Annotated in this window: 23 protein-coding genes, 2 tRNA genes and 1 pseudogene; 7 read left to right on the plus strand and 19 right to left on the minus strand. The window is 69.7% G+C overall.

The features are described 5' to 3' along the window. Window positions 1-83: 83 nt before the first annotated feature. From PBV52_RS08060 to pgsA, 3 genes are read right to left on the minus strand one after another with little or no spacing between them, the layout of a single operon-like run. Window positions 84-1,259: a glycosyltransferase family 4 protein gene (locus tag PBV52_RS08060; RefSeq protein ID WP_274237600.1), complete on the minus strand. Its 1,176-nt coding sequence runs from the start codon at window positions 1,257-1,259 to the stop codon at window positions 84-86. Next, complete coding sequence (locus tag PBV52_RS08065; RefSeq protein ID WP_274237601.1) at window positions 1,256-2,182, minus strand: phosphatidylinositol mannoside acyltransferase; 927 nt, start codon at window positions 2,180-2,182, stop codon at window positions 1,256-1,258. The genes PBV52_RS08060 and PBV52_RS08065 overlap by 4 nt, the downstream gene beginning before the upstream one ends. Next, window positions 2,179-2,895, minus strand: coding sequence for a phosphatidylinositol phosphate synthase (gene pgsA, locus PBV52_RS08070; RefSeq protein WP_274237602.1), 717 nt, complete (start codon window positions 2,893-2,895; stop codon window positions 2,179-2,181). Before pgsA ends, PBV52_RS08065 begins: the two co-directional genes overlap by 4 nt. 275 nt (window positions 2,896-3,170) lie before the next feature. Between pgsA and PBV52_RS08075 the strand changes: the two genes are divergently transcribed. Beyond that, entirely contained in the window at window positions 3,171-5,369 is a 2,199-nt protein-coding gene (locus tag PBV52_RS08075) for an elongation factor G-like protein EF-G2 (RefSeq protein WP_274237603.1), read from the plus strand. A gap of 179 nt (window positions 5,370-5,548) precedes the next feature. Continuing rightward, window positions 5,549-7,210 (plus strand): hypothetical protein, encoded by a 1,662-nt coding sequence (locus tag PBV52_RS08080; protein ID WP_274237604.1) that lies wholly within the window; start codon window positions 5,549-5,551, stop codon window positions 7,208-7,210. 140 nt (window positions 7,211-7,350) lie between these two features. On the opposite strand, the gene PBV52_RS08085 is transcribed toward PBV52_RS08080, so the two are convergent. Beyond that, window positions 7,351-7,899 (minus strand): HIT domain-containing protein, encoded by a 549-nt coding sequence (locus PBV52_RS08085; RefSeq protein ID WP_274237605.1) that lies wholly within the window; start codon window positions 7,897-7,899, stop codon window positions 7,351-7,353. Between the two features lie 78 nt (window positions 7,900-7,977). Here PBV52_RS08085 and PBV52_RS08090 point away from each other — a divergent pair, with 78 nt between their 5' ends. Further along, on the plus strand, window positions 7,978-8,637 hold the full coding sequence (locus PBV52_RS08090; protein ID WP_274237606.1) for a potassium channel family protein: 660 nt from the start codon (window positions 7,978-7,980) through the stop codon (window positions 8,635-8,637). A gap of 31 nt (window positions 8,638-8,668) precedes the next feature. On the opposite strand, the gene thrS is transcribed toward PBV52_RS08090, so the two are convergent. From thrS to PBV52_RS08105, 3 genes are all read right to left on the minus strand, one after another. After that, a complete protein-coding gene (thrS, locus tag PBV52_RS08095) occupies window positions 8,669-10,645 on the minus strand; it encodes a threonine--tRNA ligase (protein WP_274237607.1) in 1,977 nt (658 codons plus the stop codon). A 199-nt stretch (window positions 10,646-10,844) separates the two neighbouring features. Further along, window positions 10,845-12,074, minus strand: a complete 1,230-nt coding sequence (locus PBV52_RS08100) for a hypothetical protein (RefSeq protein WP_274237608.1) — start codon at window positions 12,072-12,074, stop codon at window positions 10,845-10,847. Further along, window positions 12,071-12,637, minus strand: coding sequence for a DUF4365 domain-containing protein (locus PBV52_RS08105; RefSeq protein WP_274237609.1), 567 nt, complete (start codon window positions 12,635-12,637; stop codon window positions 12,071-12,073). The genes PBV52_RS08100 and PBV52_RS08105 overlap by 4 nt, the downstream gene beginning before the upstream one ends. 168 nt (window positions 12,638-12,805) lie before the next feature. Here PBV52_RS08105 and PBV52_RS08110 point away from each other — a divergent pair, with 168 nt between their 5' ends. After that, entirely contained in the window at window positions 12,806-13,534 is a 729-nt protein-coding gene (locus PBV52_RS08110; protein ID WP_274237610.1) for a 3'-5' exonuclease, read from the plus strand. Window positions 13,535-13,588: 54 nt separating this feature from the next. Here PBV52_RS08110 and PBV52_RS08115 read toward each other — a convergent pair. The 9 genes and pseudogenes from PBV52_RS08115 to PBV52_RS08155 all read right to left on the minus strand — a co-directional run bounded on the left by PBV52_RS08115 (window position 13,589) and on the right by PBV52_RS08155 (window position 21,989). Then, window positions 13,589-13,660: transfer RNA gene (locus PBV52_RS08115), tRNA-Val, on the minus strand. 135 nt (window positions 13,661-13,795) lie between these two features. Next, window positions 13,796-14,230, minus strand: a pseudogene (locus tag PBV52_RS08120) (SRPBCC family protein); the annotation flags it as partial. Between the two features lie 153 nt (window positions 14,231-14,383). Beyond that, entirely contained in the window at window positions 14,384-17,122 is a 2,739-nt protein-coding gene (locus PBV52_RS08125) for a Tat pathway signal sequence domain protein (protein WP_274237611.1), read from the minus strand. Window positions 17,123-17,254: 132 nt separating this feature from the next. Beyond that, window positions 17,255-17,845, minus strand: a complete 591-nt coding sequence (locus PBV52_RS08130) for a hypothetical protein (protein WP_274237612.1) — start codon at window positions 17,843-17,845, stop codon at window positions 17,255-17,257. Between the two features lie 20 nt (window positions 17,846-17,865). Then, on the minus strand, window positions 17,866-18,738 hold the full coding sequence (locus PBV52_RS08135) for a carbohydrate ABC transporter permease (protein WP_274237613.1): 873 nt from the start codon (window positions 18,736-18,738) through the stop codon (window positions 17,866-17,868). Beyond that, window positions 18,735-19,691, minus strand: a complete 957-nt coding sequence (locus PBV52_RS08140) for a carbohydrate ABC transporter permease (protein ID WP_274237614.1) — start codon at window positions 19,689-19,691, stop codon at window positions 18,735-18,737. Before PBV52_RS08140 ends, PBV52_RS08135 begins: the two co-directional genes overlap by 4 nt. 14 nt (window positions 19,692-19,705) lie before the next feature. After that, complete coding sequence (locus tag PBV52_RS08145) at window positions 19,706-20,992, minus strand: ABC transporter substrate-binding protein (RefSeq protein WP_274237615.1); 1,287 nt, start codon at window positions 20,990-20,992, stop codon at window positions 19,706-19,708. Between the two features lie 378 nt (window positions 20,993-21,370). Continuing rightward, window positions 21,371-21,442 (minus strand) — tRNA-Val (locus tag PBV52_RS08150). An 88-nt stretch (window positions 21,443-21,530) separates the two neighbouring features. Then, window positions 21,531-21,989: a TIGR02611 family protein gene (locus PBV52_RS08155; protein ID WP_274249328.1), complete on the minus strand. Its 459-nt coding sequence runs from the start codon at window positions 21,987-21,989 to the stop codon at window positions 21,531-21,533. 191 nt (window positions 21,990-22,180) lie between these two features. Between PBV52_RS08155 and PBV52_RS08160 the strand changes: the two genes are divergently transcribed. Both PBV52_RS08160 and PBV52_RS08165 read left to right on the plus strand, forming a co-directional pair. Beyond that, window positions 22,181-22,594: an SsgA family sporulation/cell division regulator gene (locus PBV52_RS08160; protein WP_004002642.1), complete on the plus strand. Its 414-nt coding sequence runs from the start codon at window positions 22,181-22,183 to the stop codon at window positions 22,592-22,594. Window positions 22,595-22,932: 338 nt separating this feature from the next. Further along, on the plus strand, window positions 22,933-23,493 hold the full coding sequence (locus PBV52_RS08165; RefSeq protein ID WP_274237616.1) for a CGNR zinc finger domain-containing protein: 561 nt from the start codon (window positions 22,933-22,935) through the stop codon (window positions 23,491-23,493). A gap of 100 nt (window positions 23,494-23,593) precedes the next feature. Here PBV52_RS08165 and PBV52_RS08170 read toward each other — a convergent pair whose 3' ends face one another. Both PBV52_RS08170 and PBV52_RS08175 read right to left on the minus strand, forming a co-directional pair. After that, window positions 23,594-23,746: a hypothetical protein gene (locus tag PBV52_RS08170; RefSeq protein WP_004002639.1), complete on the minus strand. Its 153-nt coding sequence runs from the start codon at window positions 23,744-23,746 to the stop codon at window positions 23,594-23,596. 154 nt (window positions 23,747-23,900) lie between these two features. Next, window positions 23,901-24,347, minus strand: coding sequence for a hypothetical protein (locus PBV52_RS08175; protein ID WP_274237617.1), 447 nt, complete (start codon window positions 24,345-24,347; stop codon window positions 23,901-23,903). Window positions 24,348-24,563: 216 nt separating this feature from the next. On the opposite strand from PBV52_RS08175, the gene PBV52_RS08180 reads away from it, so the two are divergent. Continuing rightward, window positions 24,564-25,088, plus strand: coding sequence for a DsbA family protein (locus tag PBV52_RS08180; protein WP_274237619.1), 525 nt, complete (start codon window positions 24,564-24,566; stop codon window positions 25,086-25,088). Window positions 25,089-25,143: 55 nt separating this feature from the next. On the opposite strand, the gene PBV52_RS08185 is transcribed toward PBV52_RS08180, so the two are convergent. Beyond that, entirely contained in the window at window positions 25,144-25,968 is an 825-nt protein-coding gene (locus PBV52_RS08185; RefSeq protein ID WP_274237620.1) for a GNAT family N-acetyltransferase, read from the minus strand. Between the last annotated feature and the right edge of the window lie 23 nt (window positions 25,969-25,991).

The following is a 25,991-nucleotide window of genomic DNA, read 5'->3' on the forward strand; positions in this document are numbered from 1 at the left end:
GGCGTGGCCGTTGCCGGGAGGCGCCGGCGGCAGCCGTCCCCTCACCCCGGCTGATCACCCCGCCTGATCACCCCGGCCGACCGTCAGTCCCGCGCCAGCCCCAGCCGTGCCCGCAGACCGCTCCCGCCGCCTCCGGTCCGCTCGTCCGCGGCCACCGCTGCCGCGCCCGCCGTCACGGTCTCGTACACCGACAGGATGTCCGCCCCGACGGTGGACCAGTCGAAGCGGCGGACATGCTCGCTCCCCCGCTCCCGCAGCTCCGCCAGGCGGGCCGGATCCTCCATGAGGCGTACCGCTGCCTCGGCCAGGGCGTCCGCGTCCTCGTTGGTGAAGAGCTCGCCCGCCGCGCCCTGGTCGAGGACCTGGGCGAAGGCGTCCAGGTCCGCGGCGAGGACCGGGGCACCGGCCGACATCGCCTCGACCAGGATGATCCCGAAGCTCTCGCCGCCGGTGTTGGGCGCGACGTACAGGTCGACGCTGCGCAGGAAGCGGGCCTTGTCCTCGTCGCTGATCATGCCGAGGAACTCCACGCGGGAGCGGAGCTCCTTGGGCAGCGATTCGACCGCCTCCTCCTCGTCGCCGCGGCCCGCCACCAGCAGCCTGGTCTGCGGGCGGGCGGCGAGGATCTTGGGCAGGGCCCTCATCAGCACCGGCAGGCCCTTGCGGGGCTCGTCGATGCGGCCGATGAAGCCGATGGTGTCGCCCTGCCACTCGGGGTTGGGCTCGGCCTTGGCGAAGAACTCGACGTCGACGCCGTTGGGGATCACCACGGCGTCGCCGCCCAGGTGTTCCACCAGCGTGCGGCGGGCGTACTCGCTCACCGCGATCCGGGCGCTGATCTTCTCCAGGGCCGCCTGGAGGATCGAGTACGCGGCGATCATCGCCTTGGACCGGGGGTTGGAGGTGTGGAACGTGGCGACCATCGGGCCCTGTGCCGCCCAGCAGGTCAGCAGACCGAGCGACGGTGAGGCCGGCTCGTGGATGTGGACCACGTCGAACTCGCCGTCGTGCAGCCAGCGGCGGACACGGGCCGCCGAGAGGAAGCCGAAGTTCAGGCGGGCGACCGAGCCGTTGTACGGCACCGGTACGGCGCGGCCCGCCGAGACCACGTACGGCGGGAGCGGGGTGTCGTCGTCGGCCGGGGCCAGGACGGACACCTCGTGACCGAGCCGGATGAAGTACTCGGCGAGGTCGCGGATGTGGAACTGGACGCCGCCCGGCACGTCCCAGGAGTACGGGCAGACGATGCCGATCCTCACGGACGCTCTCCGTCCGAGCCGTCATCCGGTCGTGGTTCCAGGTCGGCGAGCCACAAGCGCTGGAGCATGTGCCAGTCCTCCGGATGTTCGGCGATCCCCGTGGCGAAGGCGTCGGCCAGCGCCTGTGTCATGACAGACGTCTTCTCGGCCCGGGTACCTGTCCCGGGCACCTCGATCGGAGGATGCACCCGCCCCTGCATGACCGGTGAGTCGTCGTACCAGAGCGTGACGGGGAGCAGCAGCGCCCCGGTCTGCTGGGCCAGCAACGCCGGTCCGGCGGGCATGCGGGCCGTGTCGCCGAAGAACTCGACCTCGACGCCGGACGCCGACAGGTCGCGGTCGGCGACGAGGCAGACCAGACCGCCGTCGCGCAGCCTGCGGGCCAGCGTGCCGAAGGCGGTGCCGCCGCTGTGCGGCAGGACCTCCATGCCGAGGCCCTCGCGGTAGGCGACGAAGCGGTCGTAGAGCGTCTCGGGCTTGAGGCGTTCGGCGACCGTGGTGAACGGCGTCTCGAGCTTCGTGGTGACCCACGCGCCCGCGAGGTCCCAGTTGGCCAGGTGCGGCAGGGCGAGTATGACGCCGTTGCCGGCGTCCAGGCCGTCGGTCAGGTAGTGGACGTCCTTGATGTCGAAGCCGCCCTTGACGCGCTCGGCGCTCCAGGCGGGGAGCCGGAAGGACTCCATCCAGTAGCGCAGGTACGACCGCATGCCCGCGCGCGAGAGCTCGGCGAGGCGCTCCGGGCTCGCGTCGGGCACCACGCGCGCGTAGTTGCTCTCCAGCCGCTGCACGCCCTTGCCCCGCTGTTTCCAGGCGAGGTCGGCGATGGTGCGGCCGAGCCGTACGGCGACCGGCTCGGGGAGCTTCTTGACGGTGCCCCAGCCGAGGCCGTACAGCGCGTCCGTGAGCCGGTCCTGGGCACTCACTTGGCGGCCTCGCTCCCTTGGGAGGCGCTCTGCGGCTTGTCCTGCGCTGCCTTCGCCTCTGCCTCTGCCTCCGCGGCGGCTTCCGCTTCTGCCTCCGCCGACTCGCGGCGGACCGTGACGACCCGCTGGATCAGCGTGACGAGGCTGCCGACGGCGACGATCCACAGGGCGACGGGCAGCAGGTACTGGATGCCGGGTACCCCGAACTTGTGCAGGCCCGCGAAGCCGGCCGCGACCAGCGAGATGACCAGGCGCTCGGCGCGCTCGACGAGGCCGTTGACCGCGACCGGCAGGCCGATCGACTCGCCCCGGGCCTTGGTGTACGACACCACCTGGCCGCTGGCCAGGCAGAAGATCGAGACGGCGCACAGGACGAGGTCGTCGCCCCCGCCGGCGTACCAGAGGATGAAGCCGCCGAAGATCGCGCCGTCGGCGACCCGGTCGAGCGTGGAGTCCAGGAAGGCGCCCCAGCGGCTGGAGCGGCCGAGCTGGCGGGCCATGTTTCCGTCGACGAGGTCGGAGAACACGAAGAGTGTGATCACGACCGTGCCCCAGAAGAACTCGCCCATGGGGTAGAAGACCAGCGCGCCCGCGACCACACCGGCGGTGCCGATGAGCGTGACGGTGTCGGGGCTCACGCCCCGCCGGATCAGAAACGCGGCGAACGGTGTGAGGACACGCGTGAAGAATGCACGCGCGTACTTGTTCAGCATGGCCTTCCCGAGGGTCGGTGTGGCGCCGTGCGGCCCTGCTGGCCACCGGCTGGCCCATCGTAGCCACGCGCGCGTGCGGGCGGCCGCCGGGCACTCGTACACGGGGCGGACGGCCGGTCCCACGGTGCCGGGCGGCGCGATCACGTCCGCCGTATGGACGCACCGTGACGGGAGTGGAAAGCTCGAAGGACCGCGGGCGTCACCGGAGCCGCCATCGCACGCGGATCCGTATGTCCGCGCCCACAGTGACCTCACCGTGCACGGGAGGCAGGATCATGGGCGACAAGGCGAACGCACACCCCGGAGCCGCCGGCAGGGCTACAGCGGCCGACCACCCCGCGTCCGTACGGAATGTGGTGCTGGTCGGCCACTCCGGATCGGGCAAGACCACGTTGGTGGAAGCCCTCGCACTCACGGCAGGGGCGGTGAACCGGGCGGGCCGCGTGGAGGACGGCGGCACCGTCTCCGACTACGACGAGATCGAGCACCGGCAGCAACGCTCGGTGCAGCTCTCCCTGGTGCCGGTCGAATGGGACGGCATCAAGGTCAACCTTCTGGACACCCCCGGATACGCCGACTTCGTCGGGGAACTCAGGGCCGGTCTGCGAGCGGCGGACGCGGCCCTTTTCGTCGTCTCCGCCTCGGACGGCGTGGACGGCTCGACCCGCATGGTGTGGGAGGAGTGCGCGGCCGTCGGCATGCCCCGCGCGATCGTCGTCACGCACCTGGAGGCCGCGCGGGCAGACTACGAGGAGATGACGCGGATCTGCGCGGAGGCCTTCGGCGGGGACGACCCCGACGCCGTACTCCCGCTGTATCTGCCGCTGCACGGCCCGCAGGGCCCGGACGGGCACGCGCCCGTGACCGGCCTGATCGGGCTGCTGTCGCAGCAGCTGTTCGACTACTCCTCCGGGGAGCGCAAGGGGTCCGAGCCGGGCGAGGACCAGTTGCCTCAGCTCGAGGAGGCCCGCAACCGGCTGATCGAGGGGATCATCGCGGAGAGCGAGGACGAGACCCTCATGGACCGGTATCTGGGCGGCGAGCAGGTCGACGTCAAGACGCTGATCGAGGATCTGGAGCGAGCCGTCGCGCGCGGCACGTTCTTCCCCGTCCTGGCCGCCGCCCCGGCCACCGACGGCGCCCGGCAGGGGCTGGGCACGATCGAGGTGCTGGAGCTGATCACGCGGGGCTTCCCGACCCCGCTGGAGCGCGAGGCACCGCGGGTCACCACGGTCGACGGCAAGCCGCGCGAGCTGAAGCTGTGCGACCCGAACGGGCCGCTGGTCGCGGAGGTCGTGAAGACGGCGTCGGACCCGTACGTCGGCCGGGTGTCGATGGTGCGCGTCTTCTCGGGCACCCTGCGCCCCGACGCGACGGTCCATGTCTCCGGGCACGGGCTGGCCGACCGCGGGCACGAGGATCACGACGTCGACGAGCGGATCGGCGCCCTGTCCGCGCCGTTCGGCAAGCAGCAGCGCACCCTCACGCACGCCATCGCGGGCGACCTGGCGTGTGTGGCGAAGCTGAGCCGCGCGGAGACCGGCGACACGCTGTCGGCCAAGGACGACCCGCTCCTGATGGAGCCCTGGCAGATGCCCGACCCGCTGCTGCCGCTCGCCATCCAGGCGCACAGCAAGGCGGACGAGGACAAGCTGTCGCAGGGGCTGTCCCGGCTGGTCGCCGAGGATCCGACGATGCGGCTCGAACAGAACCAGAACACCCACCAGGTGGTGCTGTGGTGCCTGGGCGAGGCGCATGCGGACGTCGCCCTCGAACGGCTGCGCAGCCGCTACGGCGTCCAGGTCGACGTCGTGCCGCACAAGGTCTCCCTACGGGAGACGTTCGCGGACAAGTCTGCGGGGCGCGGGCGGCATGTGAAGCAGTCCGGTGGCCACGGGCAGTACGCGATCTGCGAGATCGAGGTGGAGCCGCTGCCGGGCGGCTCGGGCATCGAGTTCGTGGACAAGGTCGTCGGCGGCGCGGTGCCGCGGCAGTTCATCCCGTCGGTGGAGAAGGGCGTCAGGGCCCAGGCTGCCAAGGGAGTTGCGGCCGGGCATCCGCTCGTCGACATCCGCATCACGCTGCTCGACGGCAAGGCACACTCGGTGGACTCCTCCGACGCCGCGTTCCAGACGGCCGGCGCGCTCGCGCTGCGCGAGGCCGCGGCCGACACGAAGATCCATCTGCTGGAGCCGGTGGCCGAGGTGTCCGTCCTGGTCGGCGACGACTACGTCGGCGCCGTGATGAGCGACCTGTCCGGCCGGCGCGGCCGCGTCCTCGGCACCGAGCAGACCAGCGGCGGCCGCACGCTCATCAAGGCCGAGGTGCCCGAGATCGAGATCGGCCGGTACGCCGTCGATCTGAGGTCGCTGTCGCACGGCACCGCACGCTTCAACCGCTCGTACGCGCGGCACGAACCGATGCCGCCGCAGGTCGCCGAAAGGATTCGTGAAGAGGCGCGCGACGCCTCGTAGTTGGCGCCGGGCGCCGAACGGCTTTTGCGGAACGCTCCCCTCCGCGTCGGCGGGCGGCATTGGGCCGTCCGCCGACGGTTGTCGGTGGCGGGGGATACGCTGATCATTGATCAACAGGTGTGCGGAGTACGGAAGTCGGGAAAGCCGCAGAAGCGACAGTGCGGCGATCGGGGGCGGGAATGACCGTTGAGAGCGGTTACGCGGACATCTTCGGTCCGCAGGTGCCGCGCACGGCCGGCGAGGGACAGACGGCGACGTTCGCGCTGGCCTCGGCGGCCTATCGGGACAATCCGTTCGAGGAGATCAAGAAGGCCGACAACGAATGGCATCAGACCGACGTCAAGGAAGGCCGCAAGTGGGCCAAGATCTTCCGGCCCAACCTGGGTGAGGCCTTCTCGCGGGCCGTGGTCGACCGCATGCTCGGCAGCGGCCGCAAGCCCCTCATCCAGTCCTTCGGTACCGAGCCGCAGGTCGTCGTCGACCACTGTCTGGCCGCCAACAACATCCGCAAGGACCGCGACCGGCTGCTGAGCGCCATCATGGTGATCTGCGGTGTGCTCTTCCTGCCCGGGCTGCTGGTCTGGCTGCTGATCTTCCAGCTGCGCACCACCATGACCAAGCGGGACGCGAAGCGGGGCGGTGCGCTGGCCTCGGCGCTGCTCGTCGCGGCGGGCGCGCTCGCCGTGCTCTTCCTGCTCCGTATGCCGTTCACCGGCTTCTGGGCCTGGTACGCGCGGGCCTCGGTCGTCATGCCCGTGGTCGGCTGGTTCTGGGCCAAGCTGGTCTGCGAGCGCACGGCGAAGGACCTGCGGGAGCGGTGGGACAGCTTGCTGGCCGGCAGCAGCGTCGGCGCGAAGGTTCCGGAGGCGGTGCCGAGCAGCCCCGGTGAGACCGCGGCCGAGCAGCTGCGCCAGTCCCTCGCCAAGCTCAGCGCCGAGCAGCAGTCCAACTCCGTGTTCTACGCCGGGCCCAAGGGGATACTCGGCATGGGAACCCGGTGGGGCAGCTGGCAGTTGGCCGAGAACCTCGTTCCGGCCGACGCCGACCGGGAGATCCACCCCTTCCGCAGCTGGGACGTGATCCGCGCGATCCATGACCAGTTGCGCATGCTGGAGCGCGGTCCGCTGAACACCGGTGGTTTCCCGAAGCCTTCGATACGGCACTGGGTCGTCACACCGATCGCCGAGGGCGCGAAGGCGGTGTCCCGGCCGGAGGGCACGGACGTCGACGCGTACCAGGTCAAGCAGCACGCGATACAGGACATCTGCAACAAGCAGCAGTTCGGCAGCGGTGACCGGCACTACCTGGGCGTCCAGTGGACGCTGTGGGACGGGCAGTTGATCATCACCATGCTGATCACGGTGACCGTGCTGCACGAGACGTTGCGCATCGAGGTGACCGGGCATGCCCTGGGCCCGGTGAACGGGCTGTTCACCACGAAGCCGGAGGCGCCCTCGAAGGAGGTCACCAAGTCACTGAAGCCGTGGGAGACCCGCAAGGTGACGCTTCCGCTGGTGAACACCGACGAGGTGGTACGGCTGGCGGTGCGGGCCCCGATCTCCTGGTATCCGCCGCTGCTGAACTGGCTCGGCGGGACGATAGGTCTGCCCGAGCCGTTCGGGCTCCGGCATGCGTGGGCGGATCAGCCGTGGCGGCACCGCTTCATGGCCGACGACGCGCTGCGCGCCGCCACGCCGGTGCTGCGGGTGGTGCATGCCGCGGCGATCAAGGTGCTGGACGACAACGGCGTGGACACGGAGAAGTTCGGTACGCGCTCGGCGTTCCTGAGCACGGCCGTGCAGGATGCGTCGCCGCGGAAGGCCGACGTCTACGACGCGTAGGCCTCCGGCGGTCGAGCGGGTGAGGTGGGTCTGGGTGGCCGTCCCTGGGGGCTGCGCCCCCAGCCCCCCCCCTACGTCCCCGAACAGGCCTCGTCCTCAAACGCCGGACGGGCTGATCAATGGCACCGTCGGCCGCAGGATCAAGCCGTCGGCCAGGCCTCCGCCAGCATCTTGCGTGTGTCCGCCAGCAGCTGCGGCAGCACCCGCGTATGGCCCACCACCGGCATGAAGTTCGTGTCGCCGCCCCAGCGCGGGACAATGTGCTGGTGGAGGTGGGCCGCGATGCCGGCGCCGGCGACCGAGCCCTGGTTCATGCCGATGTTGAAGCCGTGGGCGCCGGAGGCGGTCCGCAGGGCCGTCATCGCCTGCTTGGTCAGGGCGGCGAGCTCGATGGTCTCCGGCTCGGTGAGGTCGGTGTAGTCGGCGACATGGCGGTAGGGCACGACCATCAGGTGGCCGCCGTTGTACGGGTACAGGTTGAGGACCGCGTACACCTGCTCCCCGCGCTGGACGATCAGCCCGTCCTCGTCGGACTTGGCCGGGATCGAGCAGAAGGGGCAGCCGTCGTCGGCTCCGGGGCCGGTCGGCTTGTTCTCACCCTGGATGTAGGCCATCCGATGGGGCGTCCACAGGCGCTGGAACGCGTCCTGGATCCCCACTCCCCACTGCTGCTCCGGCTCACTCGTCATGCGTGCAGCATATGGCTTCGTCCGTTCGTGGCGTGTCGCCGGGGCTCGCACCCGATTGCCCCGGGCCAAGCTGGGCCGGTGGACGATGACAGTCGTACGGCACGCTGGCGGAGGCACACCGAGATCCCTCTCTTCGTGGCGTCGCAGATCTTTCTCGCCTCGTACGCGGTCCGCGTCCTGGGCCATGGTCATCTGTCGGAGGCCGAGCTCGACCTCTGCCTCGCGCTGATGTTCGCCGCGTGGGCCCTGTTCGGCGTCGACTACGCCGTCTGCTGGCGGCTCAGCGGGCAGCGCATGGGCTTCGTACGGACGCACCTGCTGGACACCGTGGTGCTGGTGCTGCCGCTGTTGCGGCCGCTGCGGGTCGTGAAGGTGTACGAAGCCGTCCAGCGCCGGCACGGACGGCCCCGGCTCTCCCTGTACGCGCGCGTGATCGTGTACGCCGGGCTGTCCACCCTGCTGCTGGGCTTCACGGGCGCCCTGGCCGTCTACGAGCAGGAGCGCGGGGCGCCGGGCGCGACGATGCGGAGCTTCGGGGACGCCGTGTGGTGGACGTGCTCGACCCTCGCCACGGTCGGCTACGGCGACATCACCCCCGTCACGTCGCGCGGGCGGGTGATCGCCGTCGGGGTCATGGCCGTAGGGCTGGGGCTGCTCGGGGCCGTGACCGGCACGTTCGCCTCGTGGCTGCTGCAGGTCTTCTCCCACGAGGACGACGAAAGGCCCCCGGGAGGCTGAACTCCCCGAGGGCCTTCGTCACGTACGGGCGTCAGACCTGCGCCCGCTCCTCGACCACCGTCACGATCTTCGCGATGGCCTCGTCGAACGGGATGCCGTTCTCCTGCGAGCCGTCGCGGTAGCGGAAGGAGACGGCGTTGTTGGCCATGTCCTCGTCGCCCGCGATGACCATGAAGGGCACCTTCTGCTTCTGGGCGTTGCGGATCTTCTTCTGCATGCGGTCGGAGGAGGAGTCGACCTCGACCCTGAGGCCCTTCTTCTTGGCGGCCACGGCGAACTTCTCCAGGTAGTTCACGTGCCCGTCGCCGATCGGGATGCCGATCGCCTGGACGGGGGCCAGCCACGCCGGGAAGGCGCCCGCGTAGTGCTCGAGCAGCACCGCGAAGAACCGCTCGATCGAGCCGAACAGCGCGCGGTGGATCATGACCGGGCGCTGCTTGGAGCCGTCCGCGGAGGTGTACTCCAGGTCGAAGCGCTCCGGCAGGTTGAAGTCGAGCTGGATGGTCGACATCTGCCAGGTGCGGCCGATGGCGTCCTTGGTCTGGACGGAGATCTTCGGCCCGTAGAAGGCGGCACCGCCCGGGTCCGGAACCAGCGGCAGGCCCTGCTTCTCGGCGACCTGGCGCAGCGTCTCGGTCGCCTCCTCCCAGACCTCGTCGGAGCCGACGAACTTCTCCGGGTCCTTGGTGGACAGCTCCAGGTAGAAGTCGGTCAGGCCGTAGTCGCGGAGCAGGCCGAGGACGAAGGTGAGCGTCTTGTCGAGCTCCTCCGACATCTGCTCGCGCGTGCAGTAGATGTGCGCGTCGTCCTGCGTGAAGCCACGCGCGCGCGTGAGGCCGTGCACGACGCCCGACTTCTCGTACCGGTACACGGTGCCGAACTCGAAGAGGCGCAGCGGCAGTTCACGGTAGGAACGCCCGCGCGCGTCGAAGATCAGGTTGTGCATCGGGCAGTTCATGGGCTTGAGGTAGTAGTCCACGCCCTCGTCGAGCTGCATGGGCGGGTACATGCCCTCGGCGTACCAGTCCAGGTGACCCGACGTCTCGAAGAGCTTCCCCTTCGTCGCGTGCGGGGTGTAGACGAACTCGTAGCCCTCTTCCTCGTGGCGGCGGCGCGAGTAGTCCTCCATCACGCGGCGGACGATGCCGCCCTTGGGGTGGAAGACGGCGAGGCCGGAACCGATCTGCTCCGGGATGGAGAACAGGTCGAGCTCGTTGCCCAGCTTGCGGTGGTCGCGCTTCTCGGCCTCGGCGAGGAAGTCGAGGTAGCCCTTGAGCTCGTCCTTGGACGGCCAGGCGGTGCCGTAGATGCGCTGGAGCATCGGGTTCTTCTCGCTGCCGCGCCAGTAGGCGGCCGCGTTGCGCATCAGCTTGAACGCCGGGATCGCGCGGGTAGACGGCAGGTGGGGGCCGCGGCACAGGTCCTTCCAGCACAGGTCCCCGGTCTTGGCGTCCAGGTTGTCGTAGATCGTCAGCTCGCCGGCGCCGACCTCGACGTCCGCGCCGTCGTCGGACGAGGCGGAGCCCTTGAGACCGATCAGCTCCAGCTTGTAGGGCTCGGCGGCGAGCTCCTCGCGGGCGGCGTCGTCGGTCACGACGCGACGGGAGAAGCGCTGCCCCCGCTTCTGGATCTCCTGCATCTTCTTCTCGATGGCCTTGAGATCCTCGGGCGTGAACGGCTTCTCGACATCGAAGTCGTAGTAGAAGCCGTCCTTGACGGGCGGGCCGATGCCCAGCTTGGCCTCGGGGAAGAGCTCCTGCACGGCCTGTGCCATCACATGCGCGGTGGAGTGGCGCAGGATGCCCAGACCGTCCTCGGAGGAGATCTCGACGCCCTCGACCTCCTCGCCGTCGGCGAGCACGTACGACAGGTCCTTGAGCTCGCCGCCCACGCGCGCGGCGATGATGGAGCGCTCGCCGGCGAAGAGGTCGGCGGCCGTAGTGCCCGTCGTCACCACGCGTTCTTCCCGCTCGGAATCGCGTTGGATGATCACACGGACGTCTGACACCGGTCTCTCCTGACTGAAGGTGGGGTGCGGCGCCATACCAGGAGCGCGCGCATTACGCGATCGTACCGACCCCGGACGGCCGACCGCGAAACGGTCACCGAGGACGCCCCGCGCAGTGCCCCCGCACAGGGCTCCCCCGAGCCAGACATTCGGCACACCAGGTGCAAGGCCTCGCCCGGCGCCTCAGGCACCGCCTCCTTCAGTCCCCGGCGTCCTCCCCGCCGCACGCCTCCTCGAAGAAGTCCAGGTCCTCCTGCAGCGACTTCATCAGTCGGTCCCGCTCGGCCTCGTCCACCTGGACCGGTACGACCCCGCAGGCCCCGGTGACCTTGCGGAAGCCGCCGCGGCTCTCCAGTCGCCCGTGCACCCGCACCGGCAGCCCGACGAGGTGTGCGTGCCCGGCGATGCGGTACGCCTCCTCGTCCAGCGTGAGCCGGACGTGCGGAATCTCGGCGCCCGCGAGGACGCGCAGTCGTACGGTGCCCTCCCCGCGCGGCCCCGATCTGCGCATCCGTACGACAGCACCGGTGATCCGCACCGGCACGGACGGCTCCTCGCGCAGATAGCGGGCCCCGGCCTCGCGCAGCACGGGCAGGTCGCCCGGCGAGAACTCGACGGGTTCGACGCCGGCCGCGCAGTCTTCGGGCACCCCGGCCGCGGGCGCCCACTCGACGGCGATGCGCGCGCCCTCCGTGCCGCGTACAAGGGCGATCAGGGCCTCGGTGAGCTCGCGGCTGACGCCCGCCTCGACGGCGCCGTCGAAGGCGTCCATACCGCCGGTGGCCCGCTGGTAGTCGATGGCCTCGCGGGCGGCGTACAGGGCCTGGTGGAGGCGTACGGCGAGCGGGCGGCCCGTACCGATCGGCACGAAGGCGGTGAGGCCACGGCCGCCGGGCGCGGGGCCGACGAGGACGCTCTCCAGCATCGAGGCGGCCGAGCGGCGGTGCCGGGCGCCGTAATAGCCCGCACGCGCACGCGTGGCGAGCGCCGCGGCGAGGAGCATCTGGCGGGCGGCGGTGCGCAGTTCCTCCTCGACGGTCCAGGGCGCGGCCCCGGCCGGCCCGCTCGGCGCGTCTCGCCACCAGCGGATCTCGTCGCTGGGCACGGCGAGCCCGACCAGCACCTCGCGCGCGGAGGGCATGCCGCTGCGGGAGAGGGCGAGGAGCGCCTCGCCGAGCAGGTCGTCGCTGTCGGGAAAGGCACGGGACTCGGGGACGAGCAGGCTCGTGCCGTTGCCGCCCGGTCCGGGCGGGGTCCAGCGGCCGTAGCGCCCCGCCGCTCCCCCGCGCCGCTGCCAGCCATGCCGGCGCAGCAGGGCGCTGAGCACGGCGGGGTCGACCTCGCCGGGCTCGGGGGGACGGTCCCAGGTCGCTTCGGCGGGGTGCGGCCGGACTGGCCGTATCGGCTCCTCCAGGGGGCGGTGCGTCATGGTCTGCCTCCCGTCCCGACCCGCGTCATGATCTCGCAGAGGGCCCGGTCGTCGAAGATGCGTGAGGTCGGTATCCGCACGCTGGTCCGGCGCCTGCCGGTGATCGTGTGGCCGGCCAGGTTGACCCAGTAGCAGCAGTGCCGCAGATCGAGCCGGTCGTGGCCGGCGCGCAGCCACTGCTCCTGCGACCGCGGAACGATCATCACGACCAGGATCTTGTGCACCGAGACCGGGGTGCGGGCGAGCTTCGCCAGGTGGTCGTTGTCGAGCGTGAAAGAGAAGAAGCGGCCGGGCGGGTTCGGCGCGAGCTGGTACGTGGCCTTGAGCTGGACCTTTATGGTGACCTCGTCGTCGACCGTGTGGCCGGGCGCGCTGTGGCTGACGTGCCAGTCGATGCCGTTGTCCGGAAACGGCTGCGACAGGGAGCACCCGGCGGCCGCCGCCACGGCGTGCAGATAGCCCACCTGCAGTGTCTCCATGCAGGCGGTAGTGGCGAGTGAACCGCGATGAGGGCCCGTTCGTTCGGGCAGCAGCCCGCCCCGCTCGGGCTGCGCTATCGCCATGACGAACAGCCTTCCACGCCAGGTGAATCCCCGTGGCGGGCCGCTGAACTGCATGGACCCGCACTCCTGTTGTGTCCTTCCGGCGTACGGCGCAAACGGCCCGGGTATCACCAAACGGGCAGAAGGCGGTGCGTCAGCTGCCAAGGGTGAACGAGGGGTTGTGTAGGTATGGCGTGCTGGTATGAGGGCCCGCTGGCGGCATTCGACACGGAGACGACAGGCGTGGACGTCGAGACCGACCGGATCGTTTCGGCGGCCGTCGTCGTCCAGGACGCCCCGGGCACCCGGCCGCGGGTGACCCGGTGGCTGGTGAACCCGGGCGTGCCGGTGCCGGAGGCGGCGACGGCGGTGCACGGACTGACGGAGGAGCATCTGCAGCGCAACGGCCGCTGGCCGGCGCCGGTGATGCATGAGATAGCCGAGGAACTGGCCGGACAGGCCGCGGCGGCCCGGCCGCTCGTGGTGATGAACGCGCCGTTCGATCTGACGCTGCTGGACCGCGAGTTGCGCCGCCATCGCGCCTCGTCGCTGGACCACTGGTTCGAGGCGACGCCCCTGTTGGTGCTCGATCCGCGCGTCCTGGACAAGCATCTGGACCGCTATCGCAAGGGTCGCCGCACCCTGACCGACCTGTGCGCGCACTACGAAGTCACGCTGGACGGCGCGCACGACGCGGCGGCCGACGCGCTGGCCTCGCTCGAGGTCGTCCGGGCGGTGGGACGCCGTTTCGCGGCCCGCCTCGAGCGCCTGTCCCCCGCCGAGCTGCACACGCTGCAGGCGGTGTGGCACGCGGCGCAGGCACGCGGGTTGCAGGCGTGGTTCGCGCGCAGCGGCAGCGAGGAGGCGGTGGACCCGGCGTGGCCACTGCGGCCGGACCTGCCGGCGGCAGCCGCCTAGGTGCGCGAGGCGTACAAAAAAGCCGGTCCGCTGCTGCGGACCGGCCTTTCCCGGTGGGCGATACTGGGTTCGAACCAGTGACCTCTTCGGTGTGAACGAAGCGCTCTCCCACTGAGCTAATCGCCCGGGAACGCACTGAACAATACAGGTCCCCGCGCGTTTCCTTCAAACCGCTTGAGGACCGCCGTCATGACCACCTTCATGATCACGTTCATGACCACGTTCATGACCGCCTTGACGACCGCCTTGGTGACCACCGGCCAAGTACGCCACCAGTCCGCGCCGCCCGGCCCGCATCATCAGCCAGTGGTTGGCGCGGAAGACGGGCCGCCCGGGTACGGCGAAACGCCGCAGCAGCGGCTTGTTCACATCGACGACCTGGTCGTAGCGGGCGATGCTTCCGCTGCCCTCAGGCGTGACGGTCCAGCGCGCCCAGCCCTCGATGTCACCGGACATGGCGATCTCCAGCACCCCCGCTTCCGGGTCGCGCCGCTCCTCGCGCGCGGTGAAGGTCATGTCGTACGGCAGGACGGAGCGGATCGTGATCACGCCGGTGGTGTCGTCGATCCGGTTCACCTCCCGCACCTGGGGCCACCAGCGGGGGTAGTCCTCGGCCTGTTCCAGCAGGCCGTAGACGGTGGCGGGCGGTGCGGGCAGGGCCCACAGGCTGCGGAAGCGGTAGTGGCTCCAGTCCATGGGCCGAGTCTGCCGCGTCCAGGGGGTGTCCGCCGCATCTGAGGACGTTCTGAGTACGCGTACTCATTGCCCTACGACGTGACGTGGACCACACTCCCAGGCATGCGAGCGCCGCCGCCCGTGCGGCGGCGCTCCTTCTGCCCAACCGGCCCGCTAGGACGGCATCTTGTCGCCCAGCAGCGCCAGGTTCTCAATGGCCGCCAGGCCGTACAGCGCGGTGTCGTTGGTCGACACCCACGCCGCTTCACTGCCCGGGACCAGCGCGTCCGGGCCGGTCACCTTCTCCGTCTTCCAGGGCGCCGACTCCTTGTAGCCGTCGGAGTTGTAGAACTTCTCCCACGCGCGCGTGGCGAGCTTCGCGTCGCCGGTCTGGACGGCGGCGTACGCGTCGAGGCGCGAGTGGCCCTGGAAGAGGATCAGGCTGCCGAAGTTGGAGCCGTAGCGTGCCGCCTGTTCGGCCTTGGTGGCGTTGAAGTAACGGCAGTAGTCGAAGTACGCCTCATTGAACTTCGGCATGTCCACGAGGTCGATGAGTTCGGCGCAGAGCTCGTTGAGGCCGAAGACGGCGGACAGGTGCGAGACCCCGACGACCGGTGTCGGGGCGACCGCGAACTTGCCCGTGTCGAGGTCGTACAAGCCACTGCCCTGTACGAAGCCGTTGGGCTGGGCGGCGATGCCCTCCATCGTCGACAGCACGCGCGCCTTGGCCTTCTCCCACTTCGGGCCCTTGCGCTCCCACTCCGTCAGCCAGGCCGAGACCAGGCCGCTCCAGTCCGTACCGAAGCCGATCGACAGGGCGTGCCGGTCGGGGGTGTAGGGGTCGGTGCGGACCTTGCGCAGCGGGTCGAGCACGAGGAACGTCTCGTCGGAGTCGACGTTGGCGTGCATGAGGTCGCCGACGCGTTCGTCGGCGGTGAGGAAGTAGTAGTAGCGGCGATACGTCGTGTTGGCGATGCGCTGCTGCTTGGCGCTGTCGGCGTAGTGCTGGACGCCGTGCCGGGTGCCGAGGCCCGCCCATTTGCCGAGGTGGTAGACGTCGACCTCGCCGGTGTGCCGGGTCATCGCCTCGGCGAACCGGAAGATGTCCGCGCGGCCGCTGCGGATGTACGCGAACCACAGCCAAAGGTCAGGCGAGAGCTCGGAGTTGTCCCAGGCGTAGCCGCCGATGTCGTACCGCCACTGGTGCCTGACGGTGTCGTAGGTGTGCATGATGTCGCCGTAGTCCCAGAAGCCGTACCAACGGCGTTGCTCCACCTGGTCCTTGTAGTAGGTGAAGAGGAAGTCGAGGTGGTCCTCGATCTTCGCCTTCGCCGGGGTCGAGCGGTCGGGCTCCGAGTACAGGCCCGGCCCGAACACCTTCGCCTTGATGAGCTGCTTGGGCGGGGCGGCGAGCTGCGGCAGCACCCGTACCGCCTCGACCTGCTGGGCCAGGGTCGCCGGTGAGGGCGTCGACTCGTTGACCCAGAAGAGGAGTTCGGAGGTGCGGGCGATGCCGTACGGCGTGCCGAACTCGGGCTCGTAGTCCTCGTAGGTGATGTTGAGGCCTTCGAGCTGTTCGGCAAAGGTGTCCTGGCCCATGCCGTCATGGTAGAAGCGCAGGTCCATGGGCTGCGCCTCGGGCGACCAGAGCCACATGGTGACCTCGGCCTCCTCGGTGTGGGCGTCGCGGATGTCGAGCTGGGCGGGGAACTTCTCCCAGAAGTCGCGCAGCCCGAAGGAGAATCCGCCGCTGACGCCACCGACGTACCCGAAGCCGGACGCCCGCTTGCCGCCGCCGGCCCCGATCCAGCCGTGGCCCTTCTTGGTCCTCTTGCGCAGGGTGAAGCCGTCGGCGGAGAGCTGGGAGAGGGTGTAGTCGCCCCACTCGGGGATGTACTGCAGCCGGGTGGTGACCCGCTGGTCCCAGGTGGACGGGTCGGGCAGCTTCTGCCCCGCGAACTGCGCCGCCTGTACGGCCGCCCCCGGGTCGCGGCGCAGTCCGGTGATGCCCTTGACGGCCTCGCGGAGCATGCCGGTGCCCTCGCCGCCGATGCGGATGTGGCGGTCGTAGGACGCGTCGCGCATCGGCACGGTGAAGCGCACGCCGATGCCGCGGATGAAGTCGCCGCCGGCCTTGCCCGGCTCCTGCGTGCCGTCGTAGGTGATGGTGTGCACCATGCGGAAGGAGTCGGCGCCGGCGTAGAAGTAGAGCCGGATGGAGAAGGGGAGCCAACTCCGGGTGCCCTTGCGGTGCTTGCCGTCGATGCGGACGACCGCGCGGACCGGGCCCTCCTGCTCGACGGTGACGTCGGAGATGGCCCCCTCGAACCGCTCGGTCTTGACCGCGCCCTGGTCCTCGTCCTCGATCTCCGGCTGGCGGATCAGCACGAGCCGCCCGTTCTTGGCGATCTCGGTGGAGCCGCGGGTGACCGACTTGATGATCGTGGCGCCGGACTTGCCGATCTTCGCCCTGATGACGCCGGTGGAGACGTCGATGGTGCCGCCGCTCTTGTCGACGGTGACCTTCTTGTCCGGTACGGCGGCCTCGCCGGCGGCGAGGGTGAGCTTGCCGGTGCCCGAGCTCACCGCGTGGGCCGTCCACTTCAGGGAGCCGTCCGGCCAGTAGGCGATCGGCCAGGACTGCACGGGCACGGACTTGCCGTCCGCGTCCGTCACCGCGAACGCCTGGTCCTCCTGGTACGTGCCCTTCGGCCACGGCACACCCACGGTGGAGCCGGGCGCGGCACCCAGGCCGCCGTCCTCCAGCCAGTCGAGGGTCACGGGGTCGGCATCGGCATCGGCGGCTCTCGGCGCGGCCTGCGCGTCCTTGGCTCCCAGTGCCCAGCTGAACTGCGCGGCGGCGCCGGCGACGGCGGCCGCCTTGAGGATGGACCTGCGGGGGATGGGGGACATGGCCTTTCCTTCCGTGCGGGATGCAAGGGGGTGGGCAGGGGCATGACAGAGAGAGGCGCGGCGCCGGGGGCACCGACCTTGTGCGCGGACACCGCCCGTCAGCGGTGCCGCATCGTGCGCGGGCACCGCCTCTCAGCGGCGCCGGTACCGCTCCTCCACGGCGACGGCGGCCGCCGCGACGGCCCCGAGGACGGGGACCGCCAGCGGTGCGATGAACGCGGCGGACAGGGCTACGACGCCCAGCCCGCCGACGATCAGAAAGGACCCGGCGGGATCGAGCACGGTCCGGCGCCCGGCGTCCGCGAGCAGCGCCCGCCAGGAGGTGCCCGGCGTCCAGACGGCCGCCGCCCGCAGCAGGGCCACGACCAGTCCGATCAGGGCGAAGATTCCCACCGCCCCGACGAACGGCCCGCCGGGGATCCCGGCCCGTGCGGCCTGGACGTCCACCCAGACCGCCGCGGCGGCCGCCCAGCCGGCGAGCCCGACGACCCACCCGCCGCGCATGGCCGCCCGGAAGTCCGCGACGAACTCCCGCCAGCCGCCGCCCTCATGACGGGTACGTCGCCGCAGATGCCGGGCGCCGGCGGCGAAGGCGGCGGGGTAGGTGACGACCCCGAGGCAGGCCACGGCGATCCACACACCGGTGAGCAAAGACTCGGCGAAGACCGCGAAGCGCTCGCCGAACACGGACTCCTTACGTGCCTTCACGCGTGCTTGCGCCATGGTGACCGCCTCAGCCCTTCTCACTTCAGTCCGGACGTCGCCATGCCGTCGATGAGGTAGCGCTGGAAGGCCATGAAGAAGGCGATGACCGGGATCAGCGCCACCAGCGACATCGCGATCATGCTGCCGTAGTTGGAGATGCCCTCCTGGTCGCGGAACATCATCAGGCCGAGCGAAACGGTGTACTTCTCGGGGGTGTTGAGGTAGATCAACGGCCCCATGAAGTCGTTCCACGCGTTGATGAAGGTGAAGATGGCGCTGGTGATGAGGGCGGGGCGGCACAAGGGCAGCACGATGGACCAGTAGGTCCTCAGGTGCCCGCAGCCGTCGAGCTTGGCGGCCTCGTCCAGCTCGCGCGGCAGGCCGCGCATGAACTGCACCATCAGGAAGACGAAGAACGCCTCCGTGGCCAGGAATTTGCCTGCTACGAGCGGCACCAGCGTGTCGACGAGTTCCAGCTTGCGGAACATCACGTACTGCGGGATGAGCAGGACGTGGTACGGCAGCAGCAGTGTGCCGATCATCAGCGTGAACAGCAGGTTCCGCCCGGCGAACCGGATCTTGGCGAAGGCGTACGCGGTCAGCGAGCTGGACAGCACGACACCGACCACGGCGAGGCCCGCGTACATCAGCGAGTTCGTGAAGAAGGTGCTGATGGAGATGCCGGAGATGCCGTCGGCGAGCCCGGAGAAGTTCGCCCAGACCGGCTTGATGGGCAGCAGGTCGATGCTGGCGATGATGTCCTTGCTCGGCTTGAACGAGGCACCGACCACCCAGATCACCGGATACAGGACGACCGCGAGGACGACGAGCGCACCCACGTGCCAGGCGATCGATCCGGTGCGCCGCCGCTCACTGGCGGTGCGCGCGACAGGAGTGCTGACAGTGGTCACTTGGCGGCCTCCTCGTAGTGCACCCACTTCTTCTGCGACCAGAACAGGACCGCCGTGACCAGCGCCACCGCGACCACCAGCGTCCAGGCCATCGCGGAGGCGAAGCCCATCTGGGCCTCCTTGAAGCCCTTCTGGTAGAGGTAACAGGTGTAGACGAGGGTGGCGTCGGCCGGCCCGCACTGGGTGTTGGAGACCACATACGCGGACCCGAACACCTGGAACGCGTGGATGGACTCCAGCAGCACGTTGAAGAACAGCACGGGGGAGATCATCGGCAGCGTGATGTTCCAGAACCGCCGCAAGGGACCGGCCCCGTCCATCTCCGCGGCCTCGTACAACTCCCGCGGAACCTGCTTGAGGCCGGCCAGGAAGATGACCATCGGCGCGCCGAACTGCCAGATGCTCAGGGCCACCAGCGCGTAGATGACGTAGTCGGGGTTGCCGATCCAGCCGCCCACGTCGAGCCCGAAGATCTTCTGCGTACGGTCCACGATCGCGTCGTCCGAGAACAGCGCCCGCCACACGAAGCCCACGGAGACGCTGGCACCGATGAGCGAGGGCATGTAGAACGCGGCCCGGTACAGGCCCTGTCCGCGCCGCTTCTGCGCGAGCAGCAGCGCGACGCCCAGCGCGAGCAGGAGCTTCAGCGGAGTGGCCACGACGACGTATTTCAGCGTGACCTCGACCGACTTCTGCCAGCGCGGGTCCTGGAACATCGTCGTGAAGTTGTCGAACCCGACCCACTCGGGCGGCGTGAACAGGTTGTACCGGGTGAACGCGTAGTACAGCGACGCGATCATCGGCCCCGCCGTGAGCACCAGGAACCCGGCGATCCACGGCGACATGAAGAGATAGCCGGCGATGTTCTCGCGGCGCCGCCCGCGCCGCCCGGCGACGGGAGCGGCGGACCGCTTCACGGCCGAGCGCGCGGGCGCTTCCTTGACGAGCGTCATGGTGGTACGTCCCCTCAGCCCGCGAACGCGGCCTTGGCCTCACTGAACAGCGCCTTGGCGGCGTCGGCCGGCTTCTTCTTGCCCTGGGCGACCTCGCCGCCGATGCGCAGGAACGCCGCCTCGATGACGTCGGCGCCCGACGGGTGCGGGGTGATCTTCCCGAGCACGCCGGCCTTGGCGACCTCTTCCTCGTACGCCTTGACGCCCTTGTTGTTCTCGTCGGTGGGCGTGAACGCGTCGTACTGCTCGGTCGTGGCGAGGATGCCGCGGTCGTAGCCCATGATCTTGCCGACCTCGGGGTCATGGACCATGAAGTCGATGAACTGGGCGACTTCCTTGGGATGCTTGGTCCCCGAGAAGGCGCTGAGCATCAGCGAACCGAGGTACTGGCCGGTGTCCTTGCCGTCCGTGGTGGGGATCGGCGCGAGCCCGTAGTCCGACTCGCCCTCGCCCTCGTAGCGGATGGAGAAGTTGTCCCAGGTGAACTCGGACGCGGCGAGCCCGGCCGACAGACCCGACTTCGGGTAGACCTGCTCGATCTTCTTGGGGTCGGCGACGAGCCCGGACTTCACGCGCTTGTAGCCGTCCTCCCACCACTGCGTCAGATCGTCCTCGGTGAAGCCGAGATCGGAGTCGGTGAAGAAGGCCTTGCCGTTCTGACGCAGGTACAGGTCGTACAGGTACATGATGTTGAAGTAGCTGGTGTCACCGGCAATCTTCAGCTTGTCCTGGATCGTCTGCAGCGCGTCGAAGTACTCGTCCCAGGTCCAGCCCATCTTCGCCTCGACGCCCGCCTTCTTGAAGGCCTTGAGGTCGATGACGAGTGCCATGGTGTTGGCGCCGACGGGGATGCCGAGCTGCTTGCCGTCGACCTGACCGTTCGCCAGAACGCCGTTGCGGAAGTTGTCCAGGCTCAGATTTCCGGCGTCCGCCTGCGACTTGAGATCCAACAGAACACCACGCTTGTCGTACTTGCGCAGGAAACCGACCGCATTCTGGAAAACGTCCGGCGGATTTCCACCGGAGGCCTGGGTCTGGAACTTCTCCCAGAACGCCGCGTAGTCGGTGAATTCGGGCTTGATCTTGATCTTCGGGTACTTCTTCTCGAAGAGCGCGATCGTCTTCTTGATGGCGATGGTGCGCGGCTCGCCACCCCACCACGCGTAACGGAGTGTCACGGTCCCGTCTCCGGAACCACTGTCGCCCCCGCATCCGGTCGTCGCGGCGAGCCCGAGCGTGGCCGTCGAGGCCCCCGCCACCTTCAGGATCGTACGCCTCTCAACATTCCTGCTGGTTCTCATCGTCGAGCCTCCCCGCGCAGCGTCGCCGCCGCCTGCATGAATCGTTTCAAGTAAGCGCTTGCTGGCACAAGTTACGGAGGGCCTCGGAGTGCGTCAATGATTCGGACAGGAATTTCTTGTGGGTCTACTCGGCGAGTTGACGGCTCGTGAGGGCCGGCCGGTCGGGTCGGCGGTGCGATGTCGCAGGTGAGAGGCGTGCGATCGGTGGATCGAACGAGGAATGGGCCGCCGTACGTCTGTACCGGTCGGCCGAAAGTCGTCAGGTCGCCGGTGAGTTGACGAGGCGTCACCCACGTGGCACCGCGGGACGAGTTCCTCCGGCGGTGCGGAACGACGGCGGCCCGCCTGCACAGTCGCAGGCGGGCCGCCGGATCCGGGTGGGCGATACTGGGTTCGAACCAGTGACCTCTTCGGTGTGAACGAAGCGCTCTCCCACTGAGCTAATCGCCCGGACGCAGGAAGAACATTACCCCATGTCAGGGGGTGCGCGTGACCAGTGCGAACCCGCACCGGCCGACGCCCGCACCCCCGTCGCGGATCACTGGTCCTTGATCTTCCAGGGCATCACGATGCCGAACTTCCACACGTAGATGCCGACGAGCACGGCAATGATCACGAGGCCGATCGACGTCAGGATGATGTTGCGGCGGCGCACCTTCGGGTCGAGGGCCTTCTGGGCCGCCTCGGTGACCTTGCGCTTGGTCCAGCGCAGCACCAGCTGGGCCCAGACGAACTCGGTCGCCCAGATCGCCATGCCGCCGAAGATCACGACCCAGCCGGGACCGGGCAACGGCAGCATGATGATGCCGGCGACCACGACCGCCAGGCCGATGACGAAGACGCCCACCTGCCAGCTCAGGTGCAGCGCCCTGCGCGCCTTGATGAACTCCGGCGCTCTTGAGCCGAGGCCCTGCTCGCTGTCGCCTTTCACACCATCCACTTCGGTCTCGTCAGCCGCCATGGCAACCCCGCCAGGCTCGTTACTCCCCGTATTCATACGGCCAAACCCTACCGGACGGAAACCAGTCACCGGAATGGTCGTACCTCGCGAACGGGTTCTCGGCCGGAAGAGTTACGTAAACACACGCAAAACACTCAGAGGGGTTTACAACGGCACCGTAGGTGGCATGTCGATTTCGCCGACGTGCGAATCCCCGAGCGCACACTGAGCGAAAGGCCCTGGCGCTTATGAACACCACGGTCAGCTGCGAGCTGCACCTGCGCCTCGTTGTGTCGAGCGAGTCCTCCCTGCCTGTCCCCGCAGGCCTGCGGTACGACACGGCCGACCCCTACGCCGTGCACGCCACCTTCCACACCGGAGCCGAGGAAACCGTCGAGTGGGTGTTCGCCCGCGACCTTCTTGCGGAGGGCCTCCACCGACCCACCGGAACCGGCGACGTCCGTGTCTGGCCGTCGCGCAGTCACGGCCAGGGCGTCGTCTGCATCGCCCTGAGCTCTCCGGAGGGCGAGGCGCTGCTCGAGGCCCCGGCACGGGCTCTGGAGTCCTTCCTGAAGCGAACGGATGCCGCTGTGCCTCCCGGCACGGAGCATCGCCATTTCGATCTCGACCAGGAGCTCTCGCACATCCTGGCGGAAAGCTAGGGCGAGGCCCCACAAAGCCGCCCGGCGCCGTCGACTCGGGGAGACGGCTCGGGCCAAGACAACCGCATACGGTACACAGCAGCGCCGTCTTCGCTTCGCGGGGACGGCGTTGGTGTGCCCTGGCATCGGGCCTGTACCGGAGGGAGACCGGCCCGGCCCCACCCGGCCTGGCTCGGCTCGGCTCGGCTCGGCTCGGCTCGGCGGGAACCGTCGGCGCCGTTGTGGCGTTGTATTCGAAGCCGCGTGCGGGCGCGGCCGGTGTGAAGGCCCTGTGAGCCACTACCATCGGCCAGCATCGGCGGGCACCCCGCCCGACCCCCCAGGCCAGGGAGCGAAACGTGCTGATCACCCATGACACCCGGTGTGCGCTCGATGCCGTGGTGGATCTGGTGAACACCGCACCGGATGACGACGGGGCTCCGGACAGGCTGCCGGACGTCGCAGCTCTCGGAGATTTCGTACGAAAGCACGAAATCAGCGATGTCGGGGTCCTCTCGGAGTTCGATCTGTCGGCGGTGCGCAAGGTGCGGGGCCGGTTCGCCGCGATCTTCGCGGAGCCGGACGCCCGGCGCACGGCCGGCCTGATCAACGAGCTGGTCGCCGCCGCGGGCACCACCCCCAGACTCACGGACCACGACGGCTACGACTGGCATGTGCACTACTTCGCCCCTGGTGCCTCCGTCGCCGACCACCTGGCGGCCGACTGCGGCATGGCGCTCGCGTTCTTCGTGGTGGCCGGGGAGCAGGAGCGACTGCGGCGCTGCGAGGCGCCGGACTGCCGGCATGCCTTCGTGGATCTTTCCCGCAACCGCTCGCGGCGGTACTGCGACAGCCGTACCTGCGGAAACCGTCTGCATGTGGCCGCCTACCGGGCGCGCCGCAAGGAAGCGGCCGGCTGAGCGGCGGCGCTTGCCCACAGACCGACACGACCCGTCTGTCGACACGACCCGTCTGTCGACGCGGGCCCCGGCGGGTGGCGCCGGGGGCCGCGGGTACGGCTCAGAGCAGCAGCAGATCGTGCAGCGCAGCCATGAGCAGCAGACACCCGATCACCGCAAGGAAGATCATCAGCGGTGGCTGGGAAAGGGCGAAGAGGCACCCGCGAGGCTCGTCCTGAGGTGGCGCGGCCTCGCTCTGTGTCGTGTCCAGCATCTCTCGGCGATGATGGCGCAGTTGCCCCTTGCCGCGCGATCAACACGCCCGGAATGAGCGGGAGTTCGCCGAATTCCGTGATGTCCGGTTCGAGTCGTGATCGCTTACGGCCGGGCGGCGATCCACTGTGTCGTTTCAGTCCGGCATGCGGGCGTCATATGCCGTGTTTCTTGAGGATGGCCTCGATGTCGCTGAAGTCGTCGCCCGCATCGGCTCGGGGTGCGGTCGCGGGCCGGGTCGCCTGACGGGAGCCCGGTCCCAGCGAGGGCGCCGAGGCCGTGGGAGCCACCGCCTCGCTCCGTCCCGCGGCACGGGCCTCCTTGCGGCGCTCCTTGCGGGTGCCGCCTCGGCGACGCTCCACCGCGCGCGTGCTCGCGAACAGCAGCCAGGACAGGCCGAGGACTCCGAAGCCCGCCCAGGCCGTCGGGCTGAACGCGGTGTCCGCCAGCCAGTCGACGACCCCGGTCATCACCAGGCCGAGGGGCACCAGGGAGTACGCGACCATACGCGCGGCCGCGAGGAAACGCTTGCGGTACGCCGTGACCGCCGCGATGCCCAGGCCGGCCGCGGCGACGGCGGAACAGACGGTCTCGGCAATCATCCGGTCCTCCAGGCAGGCTGGGTCGGGTAAGGGCACTTCGCCCCTTCCATCCTGCACCGTGGCAACCCCGCACGGCCATGCCTGGGCCCGACATCAGGGACATCTCCGGGTCACCTCCTCCGCAGGTGCCGGTCACGGTCGTACGGCCAGGGCCGACGGCCACCGAAGCACCAGGTCGGATTGGGTCGTCCGGGCCGAGGCTGGGAGACTGGGCCCATGAGCGACTCCTCCCCCGACCGCCCCGCCGCCCCCGTTCTCGACGTCTGGTGCGAGCTGCAGTGCCCCGACTGCCGCAGCGCCCTGGACGATCTCCGTGCCCTGCGCGCCCGCTACGGCGACCGGCTGGAGCTGCGGCTGCGGCACTTCCCGCTGGAGAAGCACAAGCACGCCTTCGCCGCTGCGCAGGCCGTCGAGGAGGCGCTGGAGCAGGGGCAGGGCTGGGGGTACGTCGAGGCCGTGCTGGGCCGGGTCGAGGAGCTGGACCGTAAGGGAGAACCCTTCCTGGTCGAGGTGGCCCGGGAACTCGGCCTGGACGCCGAGGAGTTCGACACCGCGCTGATCGACGGCCGGCACATCCTGATCGTCGACGCCGACCAGGCCGAGGGCAAGGCGATCGGCGTGACCGGGACCCCGACGTATGTGATCGGCGGCGAGCGACTCGACGGCGGCAAGAGCCAGGAGGGCCTGCGCGAGCGCATCGAGGAGATCGCGGACCGGCTGCTGGCCGAACAGAGCGGCTGACCGCCGCCGGTCCGACCGGCTGGCGCAAGGCCCTGTACCCCTTGTACGCCGGCAGCTACAGCAGCGTCTTGTACACGGCGTACTGCCTCGTCTCGTAGCCGAGTGACTCGTAGAGCCGCTCGGCCGGGGCGTTGCCCGCGAAGACGTTGAGGCCGATGGACCGGTACCCCGCGGCGATCGCCTGGGCCTCGGCCAGCAGCATCAGTGTGCGCCCGTGGCCCCTGCCCCGGTGGGCCGCGTCGGTCTCGACGTCGTAGACGTAGGCCCGGCCTTCCCGCGACGCCACCCACAGGGTGCCCACCAGGGTTCCTTCGTGCTCGAGGACGCTGAGGAACGTGTCCGGGGTGCGCAGGCCGTCCGGCAGCAGTGCGGCGTGGTCCCGCTCCGACTTCGCCCGGGCCTCGGCCTCCGGGACGCCGCGCTCGACCCAGCTGCGGATGTAGCCCTCGTGGCTCTCGGCCAGCCAGGATCCGTACTCGGCCTCCGTCAGGGGTCGACCCCGGCTGCCCGGCGGCAGATCGGGCGGGGCGGCGCCGAGCGCCTTCTCCATGCCGCGGTTGCGTACGACGTAGCCGAGCGCCGTGGCGAGACGCAGTGCCGGTGCGTCGTCACCGGGGACCGTCGCCTCGATGCGCCGACACCCCCAGCCGCGCGCCACCTCCTCCGCGGCGAGCGCCGCCACGGTGCCCCGGCCGCGTCGCCGGTCCGGTTCCTCGATCCGCAGCTCCGATATCCGGGCCACCGCGTCACCGAAGACGGGATGCGTCCCGAGGTGAAGGGCGCCCACGGGACGGCCGTTCACACACACCTGATAGCGGCGCGAACGCGTTCCGTCGTCATTGCGCTGAAGCGGCTCGGTCGGCCGCAGGGTCGTGGTCATCAGGGGTGTTCTACCCGCCAGAA

Source organism: Streptomyces sp. T12, assembly GCF_028736035.1.
In the GTDB taxonomy this organism is placed as follows: Bacteria; Actinomycetota; Actinomycetes; order Streptomycetales; family Streptomycetaceae; genus Streptomyces.